The sequence below is a fragment of the Granulicella pectinivorans genome (assembly GCF_900114625.1).
GTDB lineage: Bacteria > Acidobacteriota > Terriglobia > Terriglobales > Acidobacteriaceae > Edaphobacter > Edaphobacter pectinivorans.
In genome coordinates this window covers 2,341,871-2,366,020 of record NZ_FOZL01000001.1, presented here as the reverse complement: position 1 = coordinate 2,366,020, position 24,150 = coordinate 2,341,871, and the positions used below count along the sequence as shown (strand labels likewise).

General features: G+C 61.8%; 13 protein-coding genes. 6 read left to right on the top strand and 7 right to left on the bottom strand.

Annotation, left to right across the window (positions count from 1 at the left end):
• Positions 1 to 190: 190 nt before the first annotated feature.
• Complete coding sequence (locus BM400_RS09460; protein ID WP_089838771.1) at positions 191 to 1,642, top strand: sulfatase-like hydrolase/transferase; 1,452 nt, start codon at positions 191 to 193, stop codon at positions 1,640 to 1,642.
• Positions 1,643 to 1,713: 71 nt separating this feature from the next.
• Here BM400_RS09460 and BM400_RS09455 read toward each other — a convergent pair whose 3' ends face one another.
• The 3 genes from BM400_RS09455 to BM400_RS09445 form a co-directional block, all read right to left on the bottom strand.
• The gene (locus BM400_RS09455; RefSeq protein ID WP_089838769.1) at positions 1,714 to 4,506 is read right to left on the bottom strand and encodes a M14 family metallopeptidase; all 2,793 of its coding nucleotides are present in this window, start codon (positions 4,504 to 4,506) and stop codon (positions 1,714 to 1,716) included.
• A 74-nt stretch (positions 4,507 to 4,580) separates the two neighbouring features.
• The gene (locus tag BM400_RS09450; protein WP_089838767.1) at positions 4,581 to 5,960 is read right to left on the bottom strand and encodes an ATP-binding protein; all 1,380 of its coding nucleotides are present in this window, start codon (positions 5,958 to 5,960) and stop codon (positions 4,581 to 4,583) included.
• A 3-nt stretch (positions 5,961 to 5,963) separates the two neighbouring features.
• Positions 5,964 to 6,674, bottom strand: coding sequence for a response regulator transcription factor (locus BM400_RS09445; RefSeq protein ID WP_089838765.1), 711 nt, complete (start codon positions 6,672 to 6,674; stop codon positions 5,964 to 5,966).
• A 161-nt stretch (positions 6,675 to 6,835) separates the two neighbouring features.
• On the opposite strand from BM400_RS09445, the gene BM400_RS09440 reads away from it, so the two are divergent.
• From BM400_RS09440 to BM400_RS09430, 3 genes are all read left to right on the top strand, one after another.
• Positions 6,836 to 9,703 carry a TonB-dependent receptor gene (locus tag BM400_RS09440; RefSeq protein ID WP_089838763.1) on the top strand — a complete coding sequence of 956 codons (2,868 nt, stop codon included), beginning with the start codon at positions 6,836 to 6,838 and terminating at the stop codon, positions 9,701 to 9,703.
• A 217-nt stretch (positions 9,704 to 9,920) separates the two neighbouring features.
• Positions 9,921 to 11,015, top strand: a complete 1,095-nt coding sequence (locus BM400_RS09435) for an MBL fold metallo-hydrolase (RefSeq protein WP_089838761.1) — start codon at positions 9,921 to 9,923, stop codon at positions 11,013 to 11,015.
• A gap of 26 nt (positions 11,016 to 11,041) precedes the next feature.
• On the top strand, positions 11,042 to 12,052 hold the full coding sequence (locus BM400_RS09430) for an MBL fold metallo-hydrolase (protein WP_245781786.1): 1,011 nt from the start codon (positions 11,042 to 11,044) through the stop codon (positions 12,050 to 12,052).
• A 54-nt stretch (positions 12,053 to 12,106) separates the two neighbouring features.
• Here the strand turns inward: BM400_RS09430 and BM400_RS09425 are convergent, their stop codons facing one another.
• Both BM400_RS09425 and BM400_RS09420 read right to left on the bottom strand, forming a co-directional pair.
• On the bottom strand, positions 12,107 to 12,514 hold the full coding sequence (locus BM400_RS09425) for a c-type cytochrome domain-containing protein (protein WP_089838759.1): 408 nt from the start codon (positions 12,512 to 12,514) through the stop codon (positions 12,107 to 12,109).
• A gap of 40 nt (positions 12,515 to 12,554) precedes the next feature.
• Positions 12,555 to 13,556 carry an MBL fold metallo-hydrolase gene (locus BM400_RS09420; protein ID WP_089841683.1) on the bottom strand — a complete coding sequence of 334 codons (1,002 nt, stop codon included), beginning with the start codon at positions 13,554 to 13,556 and terminating at the stop codon, positions 12,555 to 12,557.
• A gap of 516 nt (positions 13,557 to 14,072) precedes the next feature.
• On the opposite strand from BM400_RS09420, the gene BM400_RS09415 reads away from it, so the two are divergent.
• Together BM400_RS09415 and BM400_RS09410 are read left to right on the top strand one after the other, a co-directional pair.
• Complete coding sequence (locus BM400_RS09415; protein WP_245781785.1) at positions 14,073 to 17,678, top strand: TonB-dependent receptor; 3,606 nt, start codon at positions 14,073 to 14,075, stop codon at positions 17,676 to 17,678.
• A gap of 163 nt (positions 17,679 to 17,841) precedes the next feature.
• The gene (locus BM400_RS09410; RefSeq protein WP_089838756.1) at positions 17,842 to 18,657 is read left to right on the top strand and encodes a glutathione peroxidase; all 816 of its coding nucleotides are present in this window, start codon (positions 17,842 to 17,844) and stop codon (positions 18,655 to 18,657) included.
• A gap of 49 nt (positions 18,658 to 18,706) precedes the next feature.
• On the opposite strand, the gene atzF is transcribed toward BM400_RS09410, so the two are convergent.
• Together atzF and uca are read right to left on the bottom strand one after the other, a co-directional pair.
• Positions 18,707 to 20,518, bottom strand: coding sequence for an allophanate hydrolase (gene atzF / locus BM400_RS09405; RefSeq protein ID WP_089838754.1), 1,812 nt, complete (start codon positions 20,516 to 20,518; stop codon positions 18,707 to 18,709).
• A gap of 25 nt (positions 20,519 to 20,543) precedes the next feature.
• On the bottom strand, positions 20,544 to 24,140 hold the full coding sequence (gene uca, locus BM400_RS09400; protein WP_089838753.1) for an urea carboxylase: 3,597 nt from the start codon (positions 24,138 to 24,140) through the stop codon (positions 20,544 to 20,546).
• Between the last annotated feature and the right edge of the window lie 10 nt (positions 24,141 to 24,150).

Genomic DNA, 24,150 nt, shown 5'->3' with positions numbered 1-24,150 from the left:
GCGAAAAACCCAAGGTTTCACCAGAGACGTTTGGGACGTTAAAACGTGGACAAATGCATGGATAGTGTGGCCAATATGCGGTGAATGCGCGATGCGCGAAAATTGGTCTGTTTTGGATTCGATATTCGCACGCCTGTTCGAATAAGGGAAAAGCCGGTTTGCTGCGAGACTATGGGGAGGAGATTGAGCGATGACGAAGACGGTGGAGAGCGTGGCTGCGCGGCGGTCGTTTTTGAAGGGTGCGGTGGCGAGTGCGGTGGCGGCGGCTACTGCGGCCGGCGCTGAGGGGCAGAAGGCGAAGACGGTGGTGAGGCCGAACATCATTCTTTATCTGGCGGACCAGTTCCGGTGGGATTTTCTGGGGGCGAATGAGAAGAACCATTCGACGCGGACGCCGCACCTGGATGCGATGGCCGCCCGTGGGAAGAACTTTACGCATGCGGTGACGAACCAACCGGTGTGCTCGCCGGCGCGGTCGGTGGTGTTTACGAGCCGGTATGCGACGGAGACGGGGGTGTGGCATAACGGGTTCCCGATCCACAAGGAGCTTTCCACGCTGCCGGGCGAGTTGCATGCGGCGGGCTACTCGACCAACCTGATCGGCAAGTGGCATCTGGCGCCGGAGAAGAAGGAGGATGGCGGGAGCATCGGGTTTGTGCCGAAGGAGTACCGGAGTGGGTTCATGGATCTGTGGGAGGGGGCGAATGCGCTGGAGAATACGTCGCACCCCTACGAGGGGACGATCTGGGATGGGGATGGCAAGGAGATTACGTACAAGGACGAGTACCGGGTGGACTTCCTGACGGATCGGGCGGAGAAGTTCTTGCGGCAGAAGCATGAGAAGCCGTTCTTTCTGTTTCTCTCGCAGTTGGAGCCGCACCAGCAGAACGACATGCACCAGCCGATCGGGCCGAAGGGTTCGGTACAGCGGTTTGCCAATGCGACGGTGCCGGATGACCTGCGGGCTCTACCGGGGACGTGGCAGGCGCAGTTGCCGGACTACTACGGATGTGTCGAGGCGATCGATACTTCGGTGGGCCGGGTGAGGAAGATTCTGGAGGAGGAGGGGCTTGCGGAGAATACGATCTTCGTCTTCTTCAGCGACCATGGATGCCACTTCATGACGCGGAACACGGAGTACAAGCGGAGCACGCATAACAGCTCGATCCGGGTGCCGCTGGTGATCGATGGGCCGGGGTTCCGGGGGCGGCAGCAGATTCCGGAGTTGATTGGTTTGATCGATGTGGCGCCTACGCTGCTGGAGGCGGCTGGGGTGCCGGTGCCTTCGACGTGGAAGGGCAAGAGTGCGGTGCCTTTGCTGAACGATCCGGCGGCCCGGGAGCACTGGCCGAACAGGCAGTTGATCCAGATCAGCGAGTCGATGACGGCGCGGGCGATTCGGACGCCGGACTGGACGTATTGCGTGGCGGATATTTCGGGGAAGAAGGACACGCCGGCGGCGAAGACGTATACGGAGTACCAGATGTACGATCAGCGGGCGGATCCGCATGAGCTGGTGAATCTGGCGGGGCGCGCGGAGTATAAGGCGAAGGCGGAGGAGCTGCGGGCGGAGCTGAAGAAGATGGTGGTGGCGGCGGGAGAGGCGGAGCCGGAGATTTTGGGGGCGAAGCTTTATCCGTAGGGATGAGCGTGTGAGGCTTATCGGCCCCGGTGGAACCCACATCTCAGAAGCGAGATGTGGGGCACCCGGCGTTATCGCGGATTGGAGGCGCTGGTGAGGATGCCGTTGAAGAGGAGTTTGAAGGTTCCGTGGGGCTGGCCGCGGAAGGCTATTTCGGGGCCGAAGAGGACTACCCTTCCCTTTCCGACGGCGATGTCCACTACGGCCGCGGTGCCGTCGAGGTATTGCTGACCCCAGGCCCAGCCTGAATCGAGGACGGAGGGGCCTTTGTACCAGGAGACGGCGTGAACGTGGTTGAGCTCGGCGTCGGGGGCGAGGCGGAAGGATGGGCTGTTGTCGAAGAAGACATCCAGGCTGGTGGGCAGGCCGTAGGCGAGCGGGACGGTGTTGTCGATCTGGGCGCGGAGGAGCGAGCCAGGGATGTAGAACTTCTCGCGGGGGAGGGGTTCTTCCTTCTCCTGGCGGAGTTCGGTGAGTCCGTCGCGGACGGGGAGGTGGAGGAGGTCGGCGAGGGCGGTGGAGGAGCCGATGGTGAGGATGGTTCCTCCGTCCTGGGCGAACTGCTGGAGCTGGGGGATGGTGGTTTTCGGCGTGATGCGGCCGAGCCAGGGGCGGAACTCGGCGGGGATGTCTTCGGGTTTGGGCTGGCCGTTGGGACGCTCGGAGGCGTCGCCGCTGCCGGCTCGCCTCTGGATGGCTCCGTCGGCGAGGATGAGGACGTCGTAATGGTCGTGGAGGTGGCCGGCGTCGAGGGTCTGGGGATAGACCACCTCGAAGGGGAACTCGAACTGCTCGAGGAGGAAGCGGGTCCAGCCGGAAGGCATGCTGCCGCCGTACTGGTCGGCGAGGCCGATGCGGATGGGTTTGAGCTTGATGGTGGGACCGGTGGGCGTGGTGGCCAGGGCGGTGGCGTGGAGGCCTAGTTTTGTAACGCTATTGGTTACGATCTCGCGGGACTTGGGGGTGGCGGGGATCCAGATGGCTCCGGCTGCGAGGCCCTCGGTGGGCTGCTGGAGCCACTGGACATCGCAGCCGGCTTTCAAGAGGCGGTTGGTGAGGATGACGGCGTCGTTGTATTCGTGGCTGATGAGGAAGCCGCGGGTTTTGGCGGTTTCGCCGGTGATGTCGCCGGTTGGGGGTGAGGCGAGGTTTTCGGTGATTTCTTTGAAGGGGCCTTCTACTGCTGCGTAGAAGCGGTCGTAGTGGACGCCCATCTGCATGGCGAGGGTGTAGCCGGTGACGTCATAGGGCGGGATGGGCGGCCCGCCGGGGTAGCGGAAGTCGTTGGGGTGGTCCTGGGGCTCGAACATGTCGAGGATGTGGGGGCGGTAGGCCTGGTCGGCTTTGACGATGTAGGAGTTCTTCGGGTAGGGCTTGCCTTCGACGGTGAAGTCGGAGGAGGCTTGCAGGACCGTGACACCGTTTTTGAGGAGGGTGTTGATGAACTTGGTGGCGGTGGGGAAGTCGGGCTGGGTGGCCGGAAGGATGTAGACGCGGGGGTCGCGCTTGGCGGGGTCGTGGAGGACGGAGTCGTAGAGTTTGGCGGGGGCTGAGGTCTCGCGTCCGCCTTCAGCGGGGGCGCCTGCTCTGCCGGGCCGGGCTGCGCGCTCGGGGTCTACTGCCGCGGCTTCGACGGCGGCGATGCGCTTGGGGGAGACGGTCCAGCTATCGCGCTGGCCGCGCTCAATGGAGTTCTTGCCCATGCGGTAGATGTCGTAGAGGAGTTGCTCGCGGTTGCGCGAGGCGTAGTCGAGGATGGCACGGTTGGCGGTCATCTCGTAGTCGATGGACTGGCGGTAGTGCCAGAGCTGCGGCTTTACCGGGTAGGGGAGGTCGCTGGTGGGGAGCTGCTTGGAGGGGAGGAGCGGGAGCTGCCAGGGGGTGGGGCTGCCGATGATCTCGGTGAGGATGCCGATCTGGTTATGGAAGTAGGTGACGGTGCGAAGGCCGCCGTTGTACCAGGTGGAGTAGGTAGCTCCGCTGCGCATGGTGGAGCCGGGCTTGTCTTCCTCGATGAAGCGCATGTGGATGGCGGTGCCGACGGACTGGATGCCCATGGGGATGAGGGGGTCGAAGTGGTAGTTGAAGGGGTCGCGGAAGGGGGGGACGAAGATGACCGTTCCGGCGGGGCCGGTCTGGTGGTGGTTATACATGATCTGGGGGTACCAGGTGCGGAAGAGCTGGCTGTCGATGTTGGTGGTCTCGGCGAGATTGGCCATGAAGAAGTCGCGGTTGTTGTCGTGGCCGGCGTACTTGTTCCAGAGGCGCGGGGGGCTGGTGCCGGGGCCTTCGGCCTTCCGCTTCTCGGGGACGGGCTCGCGCATATACCAGTTGGCGACGAGCTCCTGTCCGTCGGGGTTGGCGGCGACGCAGAGGATGATGGAGTCGTGGAGGAAGCGGAGGGTCTCTTCGTCGTTGCGGCTGGCGAGTTGATAGACCCACTCGATGATCTGCTGGGAGCCGACGGTCTCTGAGGCGTGGAGGCCACCGTCGATCCAGACGACGGACTTGCCTTCTTTCGCGAGGGCGTGAGCCTGGGCGTCGGTGAGGTCTTTGGCGAGGGAGAGGCGACGGGAGATGTCGCGGTAGTGGTCGAGGTTCTTGAGGTTCTCGGGCGAGGAGAAGATGGCCATGTACTGCGGGCGGCCTTCGGAGGTGGTGCCGATGGAGACCAGCTTCATGCGGTCGGACTCGGTGGCGAGCTTCTTCCAGTAGGCCTCGAGCTGGGTGTAGTTGGCGACGTGGTAGTCGTCGCCGATGTTGAATCCCAGGGCCTGCTTCGGGGTGGTGATGGTCTGCGCGGCGGCGATGGGGAGATGGGCCGTGAGGAGGGCGAAGGCCAGAAGGCTTTTTGGGAGGCGCATAGACCTCCAATGTATCCGAGGAGGCGGAGGTTTCTTGGCACTCTTTTTGCGAGGCTATGCGAGGTATAGGACTTCTACGATTCTGCCGGGAAGAGGAGCTGGATGGTGGTGCCGCCGGTGGGGCGGTTGATGGCGCGGACGATGCCGCCGTGGAGGCGAACGGCACGCTCCGTGATGGCCAGACCTACGCCGAAGCCGCCCGTGGAGGAGCTGCGGGCGTGGTCGAGGCGATAGAAGGGGCGGAAGATGTGGACGAGCTGATCTTCGGGGATGCCGGGGCCGGCGTCGTCGACCTCGACCATGACGAAGGGCAGGGCGTTCTGCTGGGTTTCGGTGACGCGGATGGTGACCTGGGAGTTGGGCTTGGTGTAGCGGATGGCGTTTCGGACTACGTTCTCGATGGCGCGGTGCAGGAGTTCCCAGTTGCCGCGGATGGATGCGGTGGAGACCTCTTCGAGGATGACGGAGCAGGGACGGCGCTGCGCTTCGTACTCTGCGTCGGGAAGGATCTGTTCGCAGAGGGCGTTGAGGGAGAGTTGCTGGAAGCTGAAGGTTCCTTCACGCGCCTCCATGGAGGACAGGGTGAGGAGCTGACCGATGAGCTGATTGAGGCGACCGGCCTCGCGGTCGATGCGGGCGAGGTGGCCGCCGCGATCCTGCGGAGCGTCCTCGCGGGCGAGCTCGAGGGCTACGCTGAGGCGCGAGAGAGGCGAGCGGAGTTCGTGGGAGACGTCGCGGAGGAGGAGGCGCTGCGCGGCTACCTGGGATTCCAGGCGCTCGGCCATGTGGTTGAAGTCGTGGACGAGGCCTTCGAACTCGTCGGAGTGCTGACGAAGGGCGCGTTTGGATGGCTCGGGGACGCGCGCGGTGAGGTCACCTTCGGCGAGCTGTCGCGCGGCTTTGCGGAGGCGAACGAGAGGGCGGGTGAAGAGGAGGACGAGAACGAAGGTGGTGAGGCCGCCTACGCCGATGGCGACCCACATCTGCGGGAAGGCGAAATGAAGCATGTCGCGCCAACGCGGAGGCGGCTTGGAGATCGACGGAGGCTGGAACCATACGTACTCATAGTGTTCCCCTTTGGTCGAGGTCAACGGCACAAGCCATACGTATCCGCCATCCACGAAGCGGCCGTCGATCCGTCCGGGAAAATGCGGGGTGAGCGAAGGGATGGAGGGTGCGTCCTTGGTGCTGCAGACTTCCTGTCCCTGCTGGTCGAGCAGAGCGGCACCCGAGGGCTCATGACGGTTCGCGTTGGCGCTGAACCCCGCGCAGCCTGCTGCTTCATAGGTCTCGAAGGCCACGACGGCGTCATGATGCAGACTGCTGTCGAGTGCATCATTGACGATGTTGCGCGTGGGAAAGTGCTGCCCCACGATGAGCGCCGTGGAGATGATGAAGATGAGGCTCTGGGCGAGCCAGAAGATGGCGAAGATCTTGAAGAAGAGGCCGCGCATGGGTTAGTTTCTCCCGCTGGAGGGGGTGCGGAGGAGGGCCAGTTGGTAGCCTGTGCCACGCACGGTTTTCACGCGGTCGTCGCCGTTGCCTTCACCGGCGAGCTTCTTGCGGAGGCGGCTGACGTGCATGTCGAGGCTTCGGTCGAAGGGGCTGAACTTGCGGCCGAGGACGGCTTCGGCGAGACTCTCGCGCTCGACGACCTTGCCGGGCGAGCGCATGAGGACTTCTAGAAGGGTGAACTCTACGTCGGTGAGGTCGAGACGGAGGTGGTCGAGCGTGACGGTGCGGGCGGCGGGGTCGAGCACGAGGTCTTCCACGACGAGCGCGGATGGACGGCTGGTCGCTGCCGGGGCAGCGCTGCGGCGGCGTATGGCTCGGATGCGGGCGAGGAGTTCGCGGGCGTTGAAGGGCTTGGGCATGTAATCGTCTGCGCCCATTTCGAGGCCGACGATGCGGTCGATGTCTTCACCGCGAGCGGTGAGGAGGAGCACACTGTCAGAGGAGAAGGTGCGGATCTGCTTGAGGACTTCGAAGCCATCGATGCCGGGGAGCATGACGTCGAGGAGGATGATGGGCCAGCTACGGCTGCGCACGGCCTCGAGGCCGGTATCGCCACGGTGGACGGCATGGACGCGAAGCTCGTATCGCCCGAGGTAGTCGGTCAGCATCTCACACAGCTCTTCGTCATCGTCGATCAGGAGTATGTCTTCCATCTGCGCTCGCCTTCTGGAGCTATGGTAACGCCGCGGACGGGCTGCTCCCTGTCATGAATCGTCACACGCTCCGTTGCGCTTCGTTACAGAGCGTTACGCAATGTATCCGCGTGGGGTTGCGAAGTGCGTTTTTCTAGAGAAGGTACAGAAAGGCGCATACGATGATGGGGAAAAAGACGCTGGTCCGGTTGTTTCTTGGAGTGATGCTTTCGATGACGGGCGCGGCCTTTGGGCAGGCGGCAACCGGAGTGGTGAGGGGCGTTGTGACCGACCCCTCGGGAGCACTGGTGCCGCAGGCGGAGATCACGGTGCGCAACGCCAGCGGGTTATCGCGCACGGTGAAGAGCAATGGCACGGGCAGCTTCGAGATGCCGCGCATGGTGCCGGGCCGGTACACGATGAGCGTTGCGGCGAAGGGATTCTCGTCGTCGCAGGTGGACGATGTCGAGGTCTTCGGGGACAAGACGACGACGGAGAATGTGAAGCTGGAGATTACGGTGGAGTCGGAGGTGCAGGTGACCGCCGAAAGCGTCCAGGTGAGCACAAGCCCCGACGACAATGCGAGCGCGCTGGTGATCAAGGGGAAGACGCTCGATGCGCTCTCGGACGATCCGGACGATCTGCAGAACGAGTTGACCGCCTTGGCAGGACCGGCGGCGGGGCCGAGCGGTGCACAGATTTATATCGATGGCTTTACCGGTGGACAGTTGCCGCCGAAGAGCTCGATCCGCGAGATCCGGATCAATCGGAATCCGTTCTCGGCGCAGTACGACAAGCTTGGATATGGGCGGATCGAGATTCTGACCAAGCCAGGCACGGACAAGTTTCATGGGTCGCTGATGATGAACGGCAATGAGAAGGCGTTCAACTCGCTGAATCCGTTTGTGACGAATGAGCCTTCGTACTACTCGACGTTCTTCACGGGCAATGCAAGCGGCGCGTTGAGCAAGAGTGCGTCGTGGTTCACCAGTGTGTTCCGCCGGGACAACCAGTCGAACTCGATTATCACCGCGCAGATTCCGGGCACGACCTCGGCTGGGCAGAGCTATTCGCTGGCGGTGTCGAATCCCCAGTCGCGTCTCGATATCAGCCCGCGGTTCGATTTTCAGCTTGGCGCGAACAATACGCTGAGCGTGCGGTATATGTACGACCGGCAGAAGCAGACCAACAGCGGTGTCTCGGGGTTTGCCCTGCAGAGCCAGGCCTACGATGTGCTGAACCATGAAAACACCATCCAGATCAGCGACACGCAGGTGTTGAGCCAGAAAGTCGTGAACGATTCGCGCTTTCAATATACGGCGGCACGCAACAGCCAGGCGGCCTCCACGACGACACCCACCGTGACAGTGCAGGGTGCGTTTACGGGCGGCGGCAGCAATGCGGGCACGGTGAAAGACAACCAGGATCGCTACGAGTTCCAGGACTACATCACGGCGGCTGAAGGGCTGCATGCGCTGAACTTCGGCACGCGTCTGCGTTTGACGCACGAGGTGGACTCCTCCACTTCGGGCTTCAATGGGAACTACATCTACCAGTCGCTGAGCGCGTATGCGGCGGGCACACCATCGGAGTATGACGTGACTGCCGGCACTCCCACAGCGAAGGTGAACCTGTTCGACGCTGCGTTCTTCTTTCAGGACGACTGGTCGATCAAGCCGAACCTGACGTTGAGCTACGGCGTTCGGTATGAGGGACAGAACCGCATCAGCGATCACGCGGATTTCGCGCCGAGGTTCGCGGTCTCGTGGGCTCCGGGGGCTCGCAACGGCAAGAAGGCCAGCACCGTGTTGCGGGCGGGCTATGGCTGGTTCTTCGATCGCTTCAGCTCGACGTATGTGCTCGATGCAATCCATCAGAACGGCATCAACCAACAGAACTATGTGGTGAAGAATCCGACGTTCACGACGAACGCTCCATCGGCCTCGCAGTTGAGCGCGCTGAGCACGGCTGCGCCTACGCTGTATTCTGTGTCGCCCAACCTGAAGGCGTCGGTGAACCAGCAGGCTGCTTTCGGGATCGATCGGTCGTTTGGGAGAATTGCAACACTTTCCGCTACGTATATCAACTCGCGCGGTGTTCATCAGTACATGAGCGACAACGTGAACGCGTATGTCGGGTATGACGCGACGACCGGCACGGGGACTCGGCCGAACGGGATCAATGAGAATATTTACCAGTTTCAGTCGGCCGGACAGTATAGCCAGAACCAGTTGATGCTGAACTATATGGTGAAGGCAAAGAAGGTCTCGCTGTTCGGGTTTTATATGCTGGGCTTTGCGAAGTCCGATACCTCCGGTGCGACGTACTTCTCGTCGAACCCGACGAATCCCAAGGCGGACTATGGTCGCGCCACGTTCGATGTGCGCAATCGCTTTGTGCTGGGCGGCAACTACCAGGCGCCGTTCGGGATCTCACTGAGCCCGTTCCTGGTTGCGAATTCGGGCAGCCCGTTCAACGTGACGATCGGTCAGGATCTGAACGGGGATAACCAATATAACGACCGGCCCTCGTACGCGACGGCATCGAGCACGAGCACCATGCAGACGGCGTATGGAGACTTCGATCTGAACCCGAGCGCTACGGCCACGCGCATTCCGTACAACCTTGGCACAGGGCCCGCGCAGTTCAGTATGAACCTGCGTATGAGCAAGACGTTCGGCATTGGGCCTCGCGTGGAAGGCGGATCGGGCGGCGGATCGCAGGGCGGAGGTCCTGGTGGCGGAGGTCCTGGTGGCGGCGGCCCGGGCGGTGGTGGTCCCGGGGGTGGTGGTCCGGGCGGCGGCGGTCTTGGGCCGGGTGGGTTGAGCGGCAACGGTGGACCACCGCGGCTCGACCAATTGGCACCGCGGCGCTACTCGCTTACGTTTTCGGCGATGGGACGGAACGTGTTCAACCATGTCAGCCTGGCTGCTCCGGTTGGTGTGCTGAGTTCTCCGTCGTTCGGGCAGTCGCGATCCATCGCGGGAGGCTTCTTCGGATCGGCGGCTTCGAATCGCAGCGTCGACCTGCAGGCAAGCTTCAACTTCTAGTGCCGACGCAGCACACTACGTGGGCCGCATCCTCATGGGATGCGGCCCGCTGGTGCGTGTGGGCGATAGCGCTCCGGCTATGGAGCAGATAGGGAGCGGCCATGGCTGAGATTCACCGCAGATGCGATGTTTATTCTGGAGGAAGCTCTCCCACGTTTTTTTGTTGTCACTATGCGCCGGCATTGGCGCGCGCCTGTCTTGTACCACTGAGGAGCTTATGATCCAGGCAAAGACCACGATTTACGATCCCGCCTTGAGCGGCAATCCACAGTCCGGCGGTGGACGCGTCTATCCGAACGGCAATCCGAACGACTCGTTGAATCCGCCGGGAGCGAGGAACACGGACAGCGTTGTGCCACTGCATTCCGCGGTGCCGGTGGTGCATGACTATCACTGCGATGGACCTGCCTCTGGAACGATCGGATTTCGGTGGATCTACGGGTCGAACATTGCGGCGAGGAATCGAGATCCACGCGTGCAGGTGATGCAGTACAACGAAGATACCTACCTGATGCGGGAGAACATCTGCGTACATTGGGAGGGACCCTTTACGTACCTTCTGTTTGGAAATGATGGTGCGCTGCTGATCGATACGGGAGCGACGAAGCAGGTAGAGTGGTATCCGCTGCGCAAGACGGTGGACGCAATCGTCGCCCGCTGGGCGAAGATGCGTGGGCGCGTCCATGTACCGTTGACGGTGGTGATGACTTCGGGCGAGGACATCGCGCAGAACCAGGGATATGAACAGTTCGTTGGACGACCCGACACGGTGCTGGCTCCGAAGACGCTAGAGGGTGTGAAAAGCTTCTATAAGCTCGAGGGTACGTGGCCCGCGGGGGCGGGCGCGATCGATCTTGGTGGGCGCGTGATTGAAGTGCTGGCGACGCCGGGTACGCATCGGGACGGTGTGAGCTTCTACGACCCTTATTGCGACCTGCTTTTTACCGGAGACTTTTTGTATCCGGGAAAGATACAAATCAGCAACGATGCGGATTTTGTGCAGTCCCTGACGGTACTCGCGACATGGAAGAAGACGCATCCGGTGAAGTGGATCCTGGGCGGGCATGTGGAGATGCAGTTTCTGCCGGGAAAGGCTTACCCACGGTTCTATACGTACAAGCCGTATGAGCGCGTCTTGCAGATGGAGCCTGGGTTGATCGATGAGGCTCTGCAGTGCGCGAAGGAGGTCGTGGGCAAGCGGATGGTGCTGGTTCGTCCCGACTTCCATCTGCTGAACGGTGTCAGTCCCGACCAGAAGACGACGGTCTTCCCTGCCGGGGTGCCGAACATCACCGCACCGCGCCCCTTCTAAACTGGCCCTTTGAGGAGATCTCTTCCATGATGAATCTGAATCGCAGAAGCTTTCTGTCGCTTCCCGTTGCTTCGATCGTGGTTCCGGTGGCCGAAGCGATGGCACCCCACGCCTATGCTGCTCCTGTGAAGGCCTTGACGGTGAACTTCAAGGAGAATGTGCCAGCGAAGGGTACATTTCCCGCGAGGTGGATCTGTGGGTCGGAGTCCGCGATGGACAACACCGATCCGCCGACGCAGGTGCACTGGTACAACGAACACACCGTGGTGCTGCGGCAGAACAAATGCTACAGCTATGAGGCTCCGTTCATGATGCTGTACTTCGGCAATGAACGCGTGCTGATGGTGGACCAGGGCTTCAATACCCTGGCTACCGACTGGCCGCTGCGTGCGGTCGTGGATGAGTGCATGACGACGTGGGCGAAGAAGCACGGGCGCAAGATGGAGGACATGGAGCTCCTGCTTGCGTTCAGCCATCTGCACGCGGACCACTATGCGGCACAGAATGAGTTTGCCGGTCGCACGAACACGCGCATCATGGGATTGACGCATGAGGAGATGGTGGGCTTCTGGGGGATGACACAGTATCCAGAAGAGCGCGTCGTGCTCGACCTGGGTGGGCGTGAGATATGGATATGGGGAAGTCCGGGCCATGTGATGAGTGAGTTCGCGTACTACGACACGTATACGCAGATTCTCTATACCGGCGATATGTTCTACCGGGGGCGCTGCTACATCAGCTTCTGGCAGCCGTGGTTCGACAGCATGACGCGGCTGATGAAGTTTCTCGATGAGCATCCGGTGACGCATGTGGTGGGGTGCCATGTGGAGATGGGACGCGGTGGCGAGGACTATCCGTATGGGGTGACGTGGCAGCCGGATGAGGCGACGTGGCAGCTCTCCGTCGCGGAGCTCCGGCATGCGTATGACGTGGCGAAGACGATTACCAAGCCGGGGATCTATTTCACCGGGGGCGTGTACCTGTGCAATCAGACGCGCGGTACGACGACGATCGACAAGAATCCCTACGCGTATTGAGCGGACTTTGCTGAGCCCGTGCCGTGGAACATAGGCCGCGGTACGGGCTCGTTTTTACTTTGCAGCTTCGGGCATAACGGCGCCGGCCCTGATCCAGTCTTCGATGGTCCTAATGTCCGCGTCGGAGAGCTTATCGCCCTTCGGCGGCATATTCCTGGGCTCGTCCTTGGGGCCTTCGTGGCGAATGAGCGTGATGAGCACGGACTTCGCCGGATCTCCGGGAACGATGACAGCACCATCGCGTCCACCTTTGAGCAGGGACTCGCGAGTATCCATGTTGAGGCCACCGCGGTGATTGACGCCGCCATGGCAACGAGCGCAGGTCGCATCGAAGATAGGCTTCACCCGCTTGGTGTAGAACTCCTCCCTGGCCTTATCCTCGCCCGCTTCGACGTGAGTCATGGGCTTCAAGGCAAGGGTGAGGAGCGCTGCAACGGTCAGTCCAACAAAAAGCGAACGCATGATCTCTCCTGAGTGTTTGTAAAGAGTTGATTCGATCGTTTCAGGGTTTCGTCTGATCCCACATGTGACCGAGCTGGTATTGCTGAACCTTCTCGAAGCTGGACTGCGACCTGTCCGCGGCGCGGAAGGCCGGGCCAGATGGCCACAGAGAGAAGTCCCGATAGGCGACCCGCTTCGGGGATCCATGCAGGCTTTCAAGGGCGGCCTCCATCTCGAGAAGAGCACCACGCGAGAGCGATAGCTCATGCTCGTCGGGTTGGTAGAGGGTTCCGGTGGGGTAATCGAGGAACGGCGTGCGTGTCTCCTCGATATGACAGCCGAGGATATGAGCGATCGGCTTGTCCTGCGTGAACTGCACGAGCCGTGTGGTGCTCCGGACAAAGGCATCGAAGTCACGGATGTAGATGCGGCCAGGGTAGAGGCTATCTCCGGTGAGAAGGACTCCCGTGTGGCGATCGTAGAGCGCTACGCTCACGGCGTCGTGGCCGGGGATGGGAATGGCGTCGATGACACGGTCGCCGAGATCGATGGAGCCGGTGTCCTCCGGCCAGTTCGCGATGTTGTAGAGGGCCCTGGTGGGCTCGATAGCAGCGGCGACGAAGGTGATGGGCATGGCAGGATCGTTGAGCGCCTGGATGCCTGCGTCGCCGGCGACATGGTCACCGTGTGAGTGAGAGTGGACGACGACGAGCGGCATACTCGTGCGCTGGTTGCGCTGCATCCACTGATGCATGACGTGTTGCAGCGTGGGCGCGAGATTGCCCTTGCGGGATCCGGTGTCGTAGAGCAGAGCGCGATCCTTGCCGAAGAAGAGATAGACGAACGGCTTCTCGTAGTCAGTGCATCCGCTCTGGCGCAGGATGAAGAGATCGGGGTTGTACTCATGGACCTGCCACTCAGGCATCTCCATGCAACGGGGACCGCCAGTGGACCAGGAGAGCGGAAGTCTTCCGGGACGCACGGATCCGCCATCCGGCTGAGCGAACTGCGCGTGCAGCGAAGTGGAGAGTACGAGGTTGGCGAGCACACATCGTATGAGCATCTTCAAGCGAAGGTTCCTTGCATGGTGATCGGCAATGCCTTCGCGATCGGAACGGGTAGGACAGATGTCCTGCCGCCACGGCGAACGGTAGATATTGTGTATCACACCTCTTTCGCGGTACAGACTCGATACGAGGAGTGTCAAGTCGTCGATAAAAGCCGATGTTTATTGGGTTTTATCCCATATTGACAGACAAATCGAGCAGGAGTGATCGATCTATCTACGCGTTGACTTTATGCCAGCCATAGGGAATGCCTTGGGGTCCGAGAATCGGTCTTTTGGTGCGCTATGCTCGGACCATCAATCGAACAAATCGCCAGGCCTGAAGACGCGTCTATGCATGACTGTCGAAGTGTAGACCGAAATTTTCGCCTGAGTTTGCACGCTTTCCCAAGGATCTTCCGGAGGATGTTCATGCCGATTCACAAGCTTGATTTCTGTAGGAGCATTGCTTTCGCTCTCTTGATCGCACTCGGCGTCTGTTCGCCGCTCGTTGCACAGAGCAATACAACCAGCATGAGCGGGACCGTCGTCGATCCGCAGGGTGGGCTTGTCCCCGGCGTTTCGATCACGCTGACCAGCACGACGACTGGAGCGAAGCAAGCCACCATTACGAAGTCGCAGGGTGAGTATGTGTTTCCTCAACTGACCCCGGATCTCTACGAAGTCCGCGTGAACGGCGAGAACTTCTCCGAGCAGATCCAGACGGTGAAGCTGCTGATTGGAACTCCTGTGAAGTTGAACTTCACCCTGAGACTGGGAACGTCGCAGGTGGTCAATGTTGAGACGAGCCTTGCGGTGATCAACTCCACGGACGGCACGCTGGGCAAAGCGTTCGACAGCGCCCAGGTTCAGAACCTTCCCTACCTCGCCAACAATGTGACCTACCTTCTTTCCCTGCAGCCAGGCGTTCTTGGCCTCGACAGCGGCGCGCAGACCGGCGGGCTCAACCAGGATACTCGCACCGGCATCGTGAACGGTGCGCGACAGGATCAGACCAACATCACGCTGGACGGCATCGACAACAACGACGTCACCAACGGCTACGCCTTCAACGGCGCTCTGCGTTCCACACGCGATTCCGTCGAAGAGTTTCGCGTGACGACCACCAACGCCGGCGCGGAGGCGGGCCGGTCATCCGGAGGACAAGTTTCCCTGATTACACGCGGCGGCACCAATATCTTTCATGGCAGCGCGTATGAGTTCTATCGCGGCGGCATCGGACTTCAGAACAACTGGTACAACAAGCAGAGGCAGCTCGCTTCCAATCTTCCGAACGTTCCGGCCAAGGTGCTTCAGCACACCTATGGCGCGTCGTTTGGCGCGCCGCTTCTGAAGGATAAGCTCTTCTTCTTCGGTGCTTATGAAGGCTTCAAGCAGGCCAGCGGTACCACGGTCAGCCAGACGGTACCGTCGGTGTTCGGCGGTGGTGGACTCTACACCGGCAACGTGACGTATGGTGCCTGCGCAGCCGGCGTGAAGAGCTGCAGCGCGATCTCGAGCTACAAGACACTGACACCGTCCGACATCAAACAGATGGACTCCCAGGGCATTGGCACCAATCAGGCGGCGCTGGCCTACTTCAATACCTTCCCTCTTTCCAACACGCCCGGCGCCACCACCACAGCCGACACGTACAACACCGGCGTCTATTCTTTCGTGTCGCCGCTGCCCATCCACCAGATTACGAATATTGTGAAGCTGGACTACAAGATCAGCGATAAACAAAGCCTGTTTGTGCGCGGTAACCTGCAGAGCGACAACCAGGCAACGGCGCTGCAGTTTCCGGGTCTGCCTCCGGCTTCGAACATCTTCAGCAACAACAAGGGACTCGCGGCCGGACACATCTGGAATGTTCGGAGCAACCTGGTCAACAATGCCCGCTACGGTGTTGTGCGGCAGGGTACCGCGACGCGCGGGACGGGCAGCCAGCCGTATGTCAGCTTCTCCGGCATCAGCACGATTACAGCCACGACTACCTCCAGCGTTTACTTCATCACGACGCATAACTTCGCGGACGATCTAACCTGGACCAAGGGGCACCATAACTTCCAGTTCGGCGCGAACGAGCGTCTCATTTATAACAGCCGTTACTTCGATTCTCCGCTGCTTTCGAACGCCACCATCAGCGCAACGATTCTTGCCAATGCGGGCATTGCCGGAACAGGCGGCAGCTTCGATGCGGGCGCCTTCAATTGCGCCAACTGCGCCGCGGTGGCAACGGGCTTCAAGACGTTCTACAACGCGGCCATCATCAACAACGCGGGCATCATTGAGAACGCCAGCAGCGGTACCGAATACCTGGTGCAGAACGGATCGCTTGTTCCGACCTCAAGCGTCCCGACACACGTGTACAAGAACTGGGAACAGGACTACTACTTCCAGGACCAGTGGAATGCCACTCCACGGTTGACGATCACCGCCGGTGTTCGCTACTCGTATCTCGGTGTTCCCTACGAGAAGAACGGGCAGCAGATTGCCCCGACGGTCAATCTCAACGACTTTCTGAAAAACCGCGTGTCTGCTGCCGCGGCCGGCACGTCGTACAACACGCCGATCTCCTTCCGGTCGTCGGGCTCGGCGAACAATCAGCCGGACTTCTGGACGCCCCAGAAGACGAACTTCGCTCCGCGCATCTCCTTCGCCTACTCCACGCCGAACAATAAGACCTCGGTCCATGGCGGGTTCGCGCTGGTGTTCGACCACATGGGAACAGGCATCATCAATCAGTACGAGTCGAGCTCCAGCTCACTTCTGTCGCTCTCGAAGACGAACTCCTTCCCGTATAGCTACATCGATACCAACCCCCGCTTTACGGGCTATCACAACGTGCCGATCGGTACGGTGGCCAACACCTCCATCGCACTGCCTGCCACGCCGGCCAGCGTTCCCTTCAGCTTCCTGCGCAGCATCAACCAGCAGCAGAAGACGCCCTACGCCGAAACCTTCAATCTGACCGTGCAGCAGGAAATGACGCGTGGCATGATCTTCACGCTGTCCTACGTTGGCCGCCTTGGTCACCATGTTCTTGCCAACCTGGACGTGGCACAACCTTTGAACCTTGTGGATACGGTGAGCGGCCAGACGTACTATCAGGCTGTTCAGGCTTACGACAAGATGATCGACTCCGGTACGACCGCGGACAACGTTCCGGATAGCGGCTACTTCCACAACATGTTCCCCAAAGCAGCGTACAAGGGGTACAAGGGCGCGCAGGCCTACTATGCGTATCTTGCGAACGGCGATCGCGGCAATGAGACCGATCCGTTGTTCAACTGGGATACGAGCACGGCTGCTTCGTCCGCAGGCCAGAGCTTTCGCTTCTTCTATCCCCAGACCTCGTCCATCTACGCTCAGTCGACGGTTGCCAACAGCAACTACCATGCACTGCAAGTCTCGCTGCGTCACGTTCTGAAGTCGGGTTTCCAGTACGACGTCAACTACACCTGGGGCAAGGCGATGGATCAGGGTTCTTCGCCGGAGCGCTCGAACCTGAATAACCTTCACAATACGGTGGACCAGCATGGCGAATATGCCGTGGCGGACTTCGATGTGCGGCACAACATCACAGCCAACTACAACCTCGCTCTGCCGTTCGGCAAGGGTAAGGCCTTCCTCAACAACAGCGGATGGCTCGATCGGATTATCGGTGGCTGGCAGTTGAACGGCGTTGCCCACTACAGCAGCGCCTTCCCCTTCAGCGCAATCGCCACCGGCAACTATGGAACGAACTTTGCCAGCGCCAGCTACAAGGTAAAGACCGGACCGGTCGCTTCCGGAGGTCATACCTACAACCCAACGACCAAGGTTCAGTCGGCATTGGCCGGTGGCACAGCGGCCAATGCGGTTGCCAACATGCGCTTCGCCTACGGCGGAGAGGTTGGACGCCGCAACGACTTCCGTGCGGATGGCTATATCTCGCTGGACAATGGCATGTCCAAGTCGTTCCGGACCTGGCATGAGCAGGCGTTCAAGATCTCCGCAGAGGTCTTCAACGTTACCGGGTCTCCCCGGTTCAATACACCGAGCACCAACGGAACCAGCACGACGGCCTTCGGAAACTACACCGCTATGCTGAACCAGCCTCGGCAGATGCAGTTCTCCGGCAAGTACACCTTCTAACCCAACCCATGGTCGAGGGTGGCAGCGGGCCAAGCTATCGCCCTCGACGTACTCTTGATCTATGACTATCCAAATGCAGCGCAATCCGCACAGAGAATCAGGACACGCGATTTGATTCGTGAGTCCTGATCCTCTGCTTGTCAGCGCAAACCGCCAGGAGCCGATGATGTTTTCGAGATACACGCACCGCACCCTTCGCACACTCTGCCTGATCGGATTGACCGCAGGATCGTCTGCATGGGCTCAGGAACAACCGGCACGCACGACCCCGGAGAAGTCCGCGCCGGTCTCCGACGTGAAGACGCCGGGGCAGGCCAAGCCAGCAGCAGGAGAAGCGAAGGAAGACGCTCCTGCAGGAGGCGAACGGCGCAGGTCACGTGGTGGCGAAGCTCCGGGTAAGGCGGAGAAGCCGGAGAAGACCGCATACGACTACGAGCTGCCGGGCAGCGACGGAAGGGGCGTGCCGCTGAGCAGCTTCAAGGGCAAGACGTTGCTGATCGTGAATCTGGGACGCAACTCCAGCTACAACAGCCAACTGCCTGCTCTTCAGAAGCTGAGCGAGACCTACAAGGACAAGGGCGTTGTGGTCATTGGCGTGCCTTCGAATGAGTTCGGTGCGGCGGAACCCGGGACCGAGGCGGAGATCCAGAAGGCTTATACGTCAGAGGCCAAAGTGACCTTTCCTGTGATGGCGAAGTCCACTTTGACGGGCGAGGCGGAGCTGCCCTTTTATCTCTTCCTGACGACAGGCAAAGGCGCACCGGAGGGCGGACCGGTCCACTGGAACTACACCAAATTCATTGTGGATAAGAACGGTAAGGTCGTGGCACGCCTTAGTCAGGATGCGGCACCGGACGGCACCGAGCTTCTGTCCATTCTGGATCAGATTCTGGACGGGACCTACAAACCGAAGAAAGCCGGTGGAGGAGGAGAGGGTGGTGGTCCAGGCGGCGGTGGTGGAGATGGCCCGCCGAGCTAAGGCCGGTGAGATACGACTGCTCGCAAAGATCCTCTTTGCGAGCAGTTTCTTATTGGAGGGTTGCGAGATAGGCGCGCCAACCGCCGAGATGGGTGATCTCGAGCGCGTCTTCTGTCGCGGATGGCTCGACGAGGAAGCCCATCACGAGTGAGCCGTCGTCAAGCTTCAACTTGCCGATCGAGAGCGGCTGGGGCACGCCCTCGACGAAGGTTCCCACAGTGTCGGCGGGGAGGGCCCAGATTTCGACCTCGATGCCGGAGCCGGTGTATCCGGGCACGCGAACCAGGCCAGGTTTCGGCGGCGTGGTGTTTTTGAGGGCGTAGAACTTATAGTCGGTGCTGGTCTTGCAGCGGCGGATGAGGCGGCCTCCGCGCTGGGTCAGCTGCCAGTTGAGCGGCTGGCCTTCGAGGTGGGCTCCTACGACGGCCATGAGCAGTGTTCCCTGCGGAGGAATCGCGATGGCCAGAGGCGTGGTTGCTGCCAGTGTTTCAGAGCCGCCACCGAGAGTTGTGTTGAGGGCCCGGTGCAGGCGATCCGCTACGGGGAGCAGGGCGGTTTCGGTGAAGGCTTTGCCGATGAAGGAGACGCCGAAGGGCAGGCCGTCGGGGCGCATGCCCGCGGGCACGGCGATGGCGGAGAGGTCGAGCAGGTTGACGAAGTTGGTGTAGGTGCCGAGGTGGCTGTTGCGCTCGACGGGGGCCTCGACGATCTCGGCGATGGTGTAGGTGCGAGGCGCGGTGGGGAGGAGCATGAAGTCGATGTCATTCCATACGGCGCTGGTGGTTCTGCGCAGGGCTTCGAGCTTGTAGGCGGACTCGAAGGCATCGACCGCGGTGTAGTTCCCTGCCCCGGAGATGATGCCGGCTACGGTGGGGTCCATGTCGGCTTTGTGAGCGGCGATGAACGAGGCGATGGCGGCGTAGCGCTCGGCTACCCATGGGCCTTTGTAGAGGAGCTGGGCGGTGGCCAGGAATGGGGCAAGATCGATCTCGACGGGTTGTCCGCCGAGGTGAGTGAGGGCTTCGACGGCGGCTTGATAGAGAGCGGGATTGTGTGTGTCGCCGAAGAATTCGAGTGTGTTGGCAGCGGGAACGCCGAAGCGGAATGTGGGCGCTGCTGCCCATGGAGAGGCTCCCGCACCCGGTGTCGGCTGGCGTGAGTATGGGTCTTTCACATCGAAGCCGCTTGCTGCGGCGAGTACCAGGGCTGCGTCGGAGGAGGTCTCGGCGAAGATGGAGACGCAGTCGAGCGTGCGGCAGGCGGGGACGACGCCGTGCGTGCTGAGGACGCCGCGCGTGGGCTTGAGGCCGACGAGGTTGTTGAACATGGCGGGGACGCGGCCGGAGCCGGCGGTGTCCGTGCCGAGGGCGAAGGAGACGAGTCCGCTTGCTACGGCTACGGCGGAGCCTGAGCTTGAGCCTCCGGAGATGTAGTCCTTGTGGAAGACGCTGGAGCAGATGCCGTAGGGGCTGCGCGTGCCGACGAGGCCGGTGGCGAACTGATCCATGTTGGTCTTGCCGATGAGGATCGCGCCTGCTGCTTCCAATTTCGTAACGACCGTGGCGCTTTCACTGGGGGTGTAGGCATAGGCAGGACAGGCGGCGGTGGTGGGGTGGTTGGCTACTTCGATGTTGTCCTTGACGGCGAAGGGGATGCCGTAGAGGGGCAGTTTGGCGCGGTCTTCCGGGGTGAGGTGCAGGGCGAGGTGGTTCGCGCGGGCCAGCACCTGCTCCTTCGGGAGGAGAGAGATCCAGACTGGGTGCAGGCCTTCGGCTTCGATGCGGGCGAAGATTTTCTGGACGACCTCAACCGGTGTGGTGGCGGAGGAGGCGTATTCGCGGTGAAGGGCTTCGATGTTCAATGGAACTCCTTAGCCGGGGCGGCCTTCAATCGGGGCGAACGGAGACGAGGAGCTGGCCGCTCATGACGAGCGAGCCGAGATTGCAGTGGACCTCCGCGACTGTGCCCGCTATGTGCGAAGGGATCGCGATCTCCATCTTCATGGCATCGAGCACGACGAGCTTCTGGCCTTCTTCGACGCGGTCTCCGACGGCTACAGGGATCTGGAAGACGCTGGCTGTAACGGAGGATGAGATGCCTTCGCAGCCATTGGGGACGACGGCGTCGGGCTGGTCCATCGGGGTCTCGGGCGGCTCGACGATGGTCATCTGCCCGGCGGCCTTCCAGCGCTCGCGCTCGGCGTTGAAGGACTCCCTTTGGTGTTTCTTGAAGGCGGCGGCTTCGGTGGCGATGGAGGCGAGAAAGGTTTGATAGTCGGCGAGGTTGAAGGTCGTCTCTTCGACGCGGAGTTCGTATTGGCCGTGCGGGAAGAGTTCGCGAGCTTCCATCAGCTCTTCATGCGAGACGGGGTAGAAGCGAATCTGGTCGAAGAAGCGGAGGGACCATGGCTTGCCAGCGACGAAGGCGGGGGTGGTCTTCCATGCGTTCCAGACCTGGATGGTGCGGCCTACGAGCTGGTAGCCGCCGGGGCCTTCCATGCCGTAGACGCACATGTAGGCTCCGCCGATGCCGACTGCGTTTTCGGGGGTCCAGGTGCGGGCTGGGTTGTACTTGGTGGTGACGAGGCGGTGGCGGGGATCGACGGGTGTGGCTACTGGCGCGCCGAGATAGACGTCACCGAGACCGAGGACGAGATAGCTGGCTTCGTAGACGATGCGATAGACGTCGTCGATGGAATCGAGGCCGTTGATGCGGCGGATGAACTCGATGTTCGACGGGCACCATGGGGCATCGGGGCGGACGGCCTGCATGTATTTCTGCTGGGCGAGCTTGGCTTGCGGGTCGTCCCATGAGAGGGGCAGATGCACGATGCGCGAGGGGACGGTGATGTCCTTGAGCTCGGGCATGGCGAGGTCGAGCTTGCTGAGGGTTTCGATCAGCAGAGCACGGGGCAGGACGAGGCCGTCGTAGTGGATGTGCAGCGAGCGGATGCCGGGGGTGATGTCGATGATGCCGTCGAGGTTGGCTTCGCGGAGGTTTTGCTCGAGGACGTGCACGCGGAAGCGGAGATTGAGGTCGAGTTCCATGGGGCCGTATTCGACGAGCATGTACTTGTCGCCGTCAGCACGGAAGACCATGGGAGTGGCGCGGTCGGTGAGGGCGAGGATGACGGCCGGTTCGAGTTCGGTGGTTGCCGGCAGCTCGGCGAGGGGTGTGGTGAAGTCGATGAGGAAGTCGTTCTGCTGGCGTTCGAGGGCTTCGGCCTGGGCGAGGGTGAGGCGGCGGAAGTGGACGGTGTCTCCGGCCTTGAGTTGGCCGAGCTTCCAGAGTTCGGCCTGCACGATGACCGCGGGGCAGACGAAGCCGCCGAGCGAGGGGCCGTCGGGGCCGAGCAGGATGGGCATGTCGCCAGTGAAGTCGATGGCGCCGATGGCGTAGGCGTTGTCGTGGATGTTCGAGGGGTGCAGGCCGGCTTCGCCGCCGTCGGGGCGTGCCCAGGTGGGCTTGGGGCCGGTGAGGCGGACACCGGTGCGGTCGCTCTGGTAGTGGACCTTCCAGAGCGTCGCGAAGAGCATCTCGATGTCGCCTTCAGTGAAGAAGTCGGGTGCGGTGTGCGGGCCGAAGAGGACACCGATATCCCAATTGCGGGCGAGCGTGGGCATGCTGCCTGCGGGCATCTCGATGGGGTCGGAGAGGGTGAGGTCCGACTGGCCGAGATAGAGGACATCGCCGCCGCGCAGGCCGCGTCCGGCGTGGCCGCCGAAGCCGCCGAGCATGAAGGTGGCGCGGCTGCCGAGGTAGGGCTGGGTGTCGATACCGCCGCGCACGGCGAGGTAGGCGCGGATGCCTTCTTTGGAGGCTGCACCGAGCGAGAGGGTGTCACCGGTTTTGACTTCGATCGGCTTCCAGCGGTCGATGAGTTTGCCGTTGAGCTTTGCGCCCATGTCCGCGCCGGTGAGGGCGATGACGGTCTCGGTCTGGAAGCGCATGCGCGCGCCCATGGTGGCGAACTCGATGGCCGCGGCGTTGGCGGAGTTGCCGACGATGCGGTTCGCGATGCGGAAGTTGAGGTGGTCCATGGGGCCGGACGGGGGTACGCCTACGTTCCAGTAGCCGATGCGACCGGGATAGTCCTGCACGGTGGACTGTGTGCCGCCTTCGAGGATCTCAATGGCGTTGCGCTTGAAGGCAAAGGTGCCGAGGAAGGCGGTTGTAACCGTTCCTGCTACAAACTCGGGGGAGGCGGCTACTTCGCGGAGATAGGAGAGGTTGGTCTCGGTGCCGTCGATGTGGGTCGCGGCGAGCGCGGCGTCGAGTTTGGCGAGGGCTTCGGTGCGGTCTTTGCCGGTGACGATGATCTTGGCGATCATCGGGTCGTAGAAGGGCGTGATGGTCGCGCCGGATTCGATCCAGGTTTCGGTGCGGGCGAGATCTGTGCCAGGAAATGTTACGAGTGTGAGTTTGCCGGGTGTGGGCTGGAAGTTGCTGGCGGGGTTCTCGGCGTAGACGCGGGCCTCGATGGAGGCACCGCTGAGCTGCACGTTGTAGGAGGAGAGCGGGGCGAGTTCGCCGGCGGCCTGCAGGACCATCCACTCGACGAGGTCGACGCCGGTGACCTGCTCGGTGACGCCATGTTCGACCTGCAGACGCGTGTTGACTTCGAGAAAGTAGAACTCGCCGGTGACGTCGTCGTAGATGAACTCGACGGTGCCGGCGTTGGCGTAGTGGACGGCTTTGCCGAGGAGGATGGCGGAGTCGTAGAGGTGCCTGCGGGTGGCATCGGTGAGGCCGGGCGCGGGGGTCTCTTCGAGGACTTTCTGATGGCGGCGTTGGGCGGAGCAGTCGCGCTCGCCGAGGGCGATGACCTCGCCCTTGCCGTCGCCGAAGATCTGGACTTCGATGTGGCGGGCACGGGAGACGTACTTTTCGAGGTATACGCCGCTGTCGCCGAAGTTGGCGCGGCTGAGACGGAGCACGGAATCGAAGGCTTCTTCGAGGTCGGCTGCGGACTGGCAGACGCGCATGCCGATGCCGCCACCGCCGCCGGAGCTTTTGAGCATGACGGGGTAGCCGAGCTTCTCGGCCTGGGCGAGGGCTTCGGGGAGATCGGCGAGCAGACCGGTGCCGGGGAGCAGAGGCACGCCGCAGCGCAGGGCGGTGGCGCGCGCGGTGTGCTTGAGCGCGAAGGCGTCGATGTTGTCCGGCGTGGGGCCGATGAAGACGAGGCCACGCGCGGTGCACTCACGGGCGAAGGCGATGTTCTCGCTCAGGAAGCCGTAGCCGGGGTGGATGGCCTGTGCGCCGGTCGACGCGGCGGCGGCGAAGATGGCGTCGAAGGAGAGGTAGCTCTGCGCGGCGGGGGCGGGGCCGATGAGGATGGCCTCGTCGGCGTCGAGAACATGCAACGAGCTGGCGTCAGCCTCAGAGTAGACGGCGACCGAGCCCACCCCCATGCGGCGGAGCGTGCGTTCGATGCGACAGGCGATAGCGCCGCGGTTGGCGATCAGAACTTTGCTAAACATTTATTTCCTC

Bases quoted from the DNA above. Each gene is read 5' to 3' on its own strand.
- BM400_RS09455 (WP_089838769.1), bottom strand. From the start codon at position 4,506: ATGCGCCTCCCAAAAAGCCTTCTGGCCTTCGCCCTCCTCACGGCCCAT.
- uca (WP_089838753.1), bottom strand. From the start codon at position 24,140: ATGTTTAGCAAAGTTCTGATCGCCAACCGCGGCGCTATCGCCTGTCGC.
- BM400_RS09425 (WP_089838759.1), bottom strand. From the start codon at position 12,514: ATGCGTTCGCTTTTTGTTGGACTGACCGTTGCAGCGCTCCTCACCCTT.
- BM400_RS09415 (WP_245781785.1), top strand. From the start codon at position 14,073: ATGAGCGGGACCGTCGTCGATCCGCAGGGTGGGCTTGTCCCCGGCGTT.
- BM400_RS09430 (WP_245781786.1), top strand. From the start codon at position 11,042: ATGATGAATCTGAATCGCAGAAGCTTTCTGTCGCTTCCCGTTGCTTCG.
- BM400_RS09460 (WP_089838771.1), top strand. From the start codon at position 191: ATGACGAAGACGGTGGAGAGCGTGGCTGCGCGGCGGTCGTTTTTGAAG.
- BM400_RS09445 (WP_089838765.1), bottom strand. From the start codon at position 6,674: ATGGAAGACATACTCCTGATCGACGATGACGAAGAGCTGTGTGAGATG.
- BM400_RS09450 (WP_089838767.1), bottom strand. From the start codon at position 5,960: ATGCGCGGCCTCTTCTTCAAGATCTTCGCCATCTTCTGGCTCGCCCAG.
- BM400_RS09420 (WP_089841683.1), bottom strand. From the start codon at position 13,556: ATGCTCATACGATGTGTGCTCGCCAACCTCGTACTCTCCACTTCGCTG.
- BM400_RS09410 (WP_089838756.1), top strand. From the start codon at position 17,842: ATGATGTTTTCGAGATACACGCACCGCACCCTTCGCACACTCTGCCTG.
- BM400_RS09435 (WP_089838761.1), top strand. From the start codon at position 9,921: ATGATCCAGGCAAAGACCACGATTTACGATCCCGCCTTGAGCGGCAAT.
- BM400_RS09440 (WP_089838763.1), top strand. From the start codon at position 6,836: ATGATGGGGAAAAAGACGCTGGTCCGGTTGTTTCTTGGAGTGATGCTT.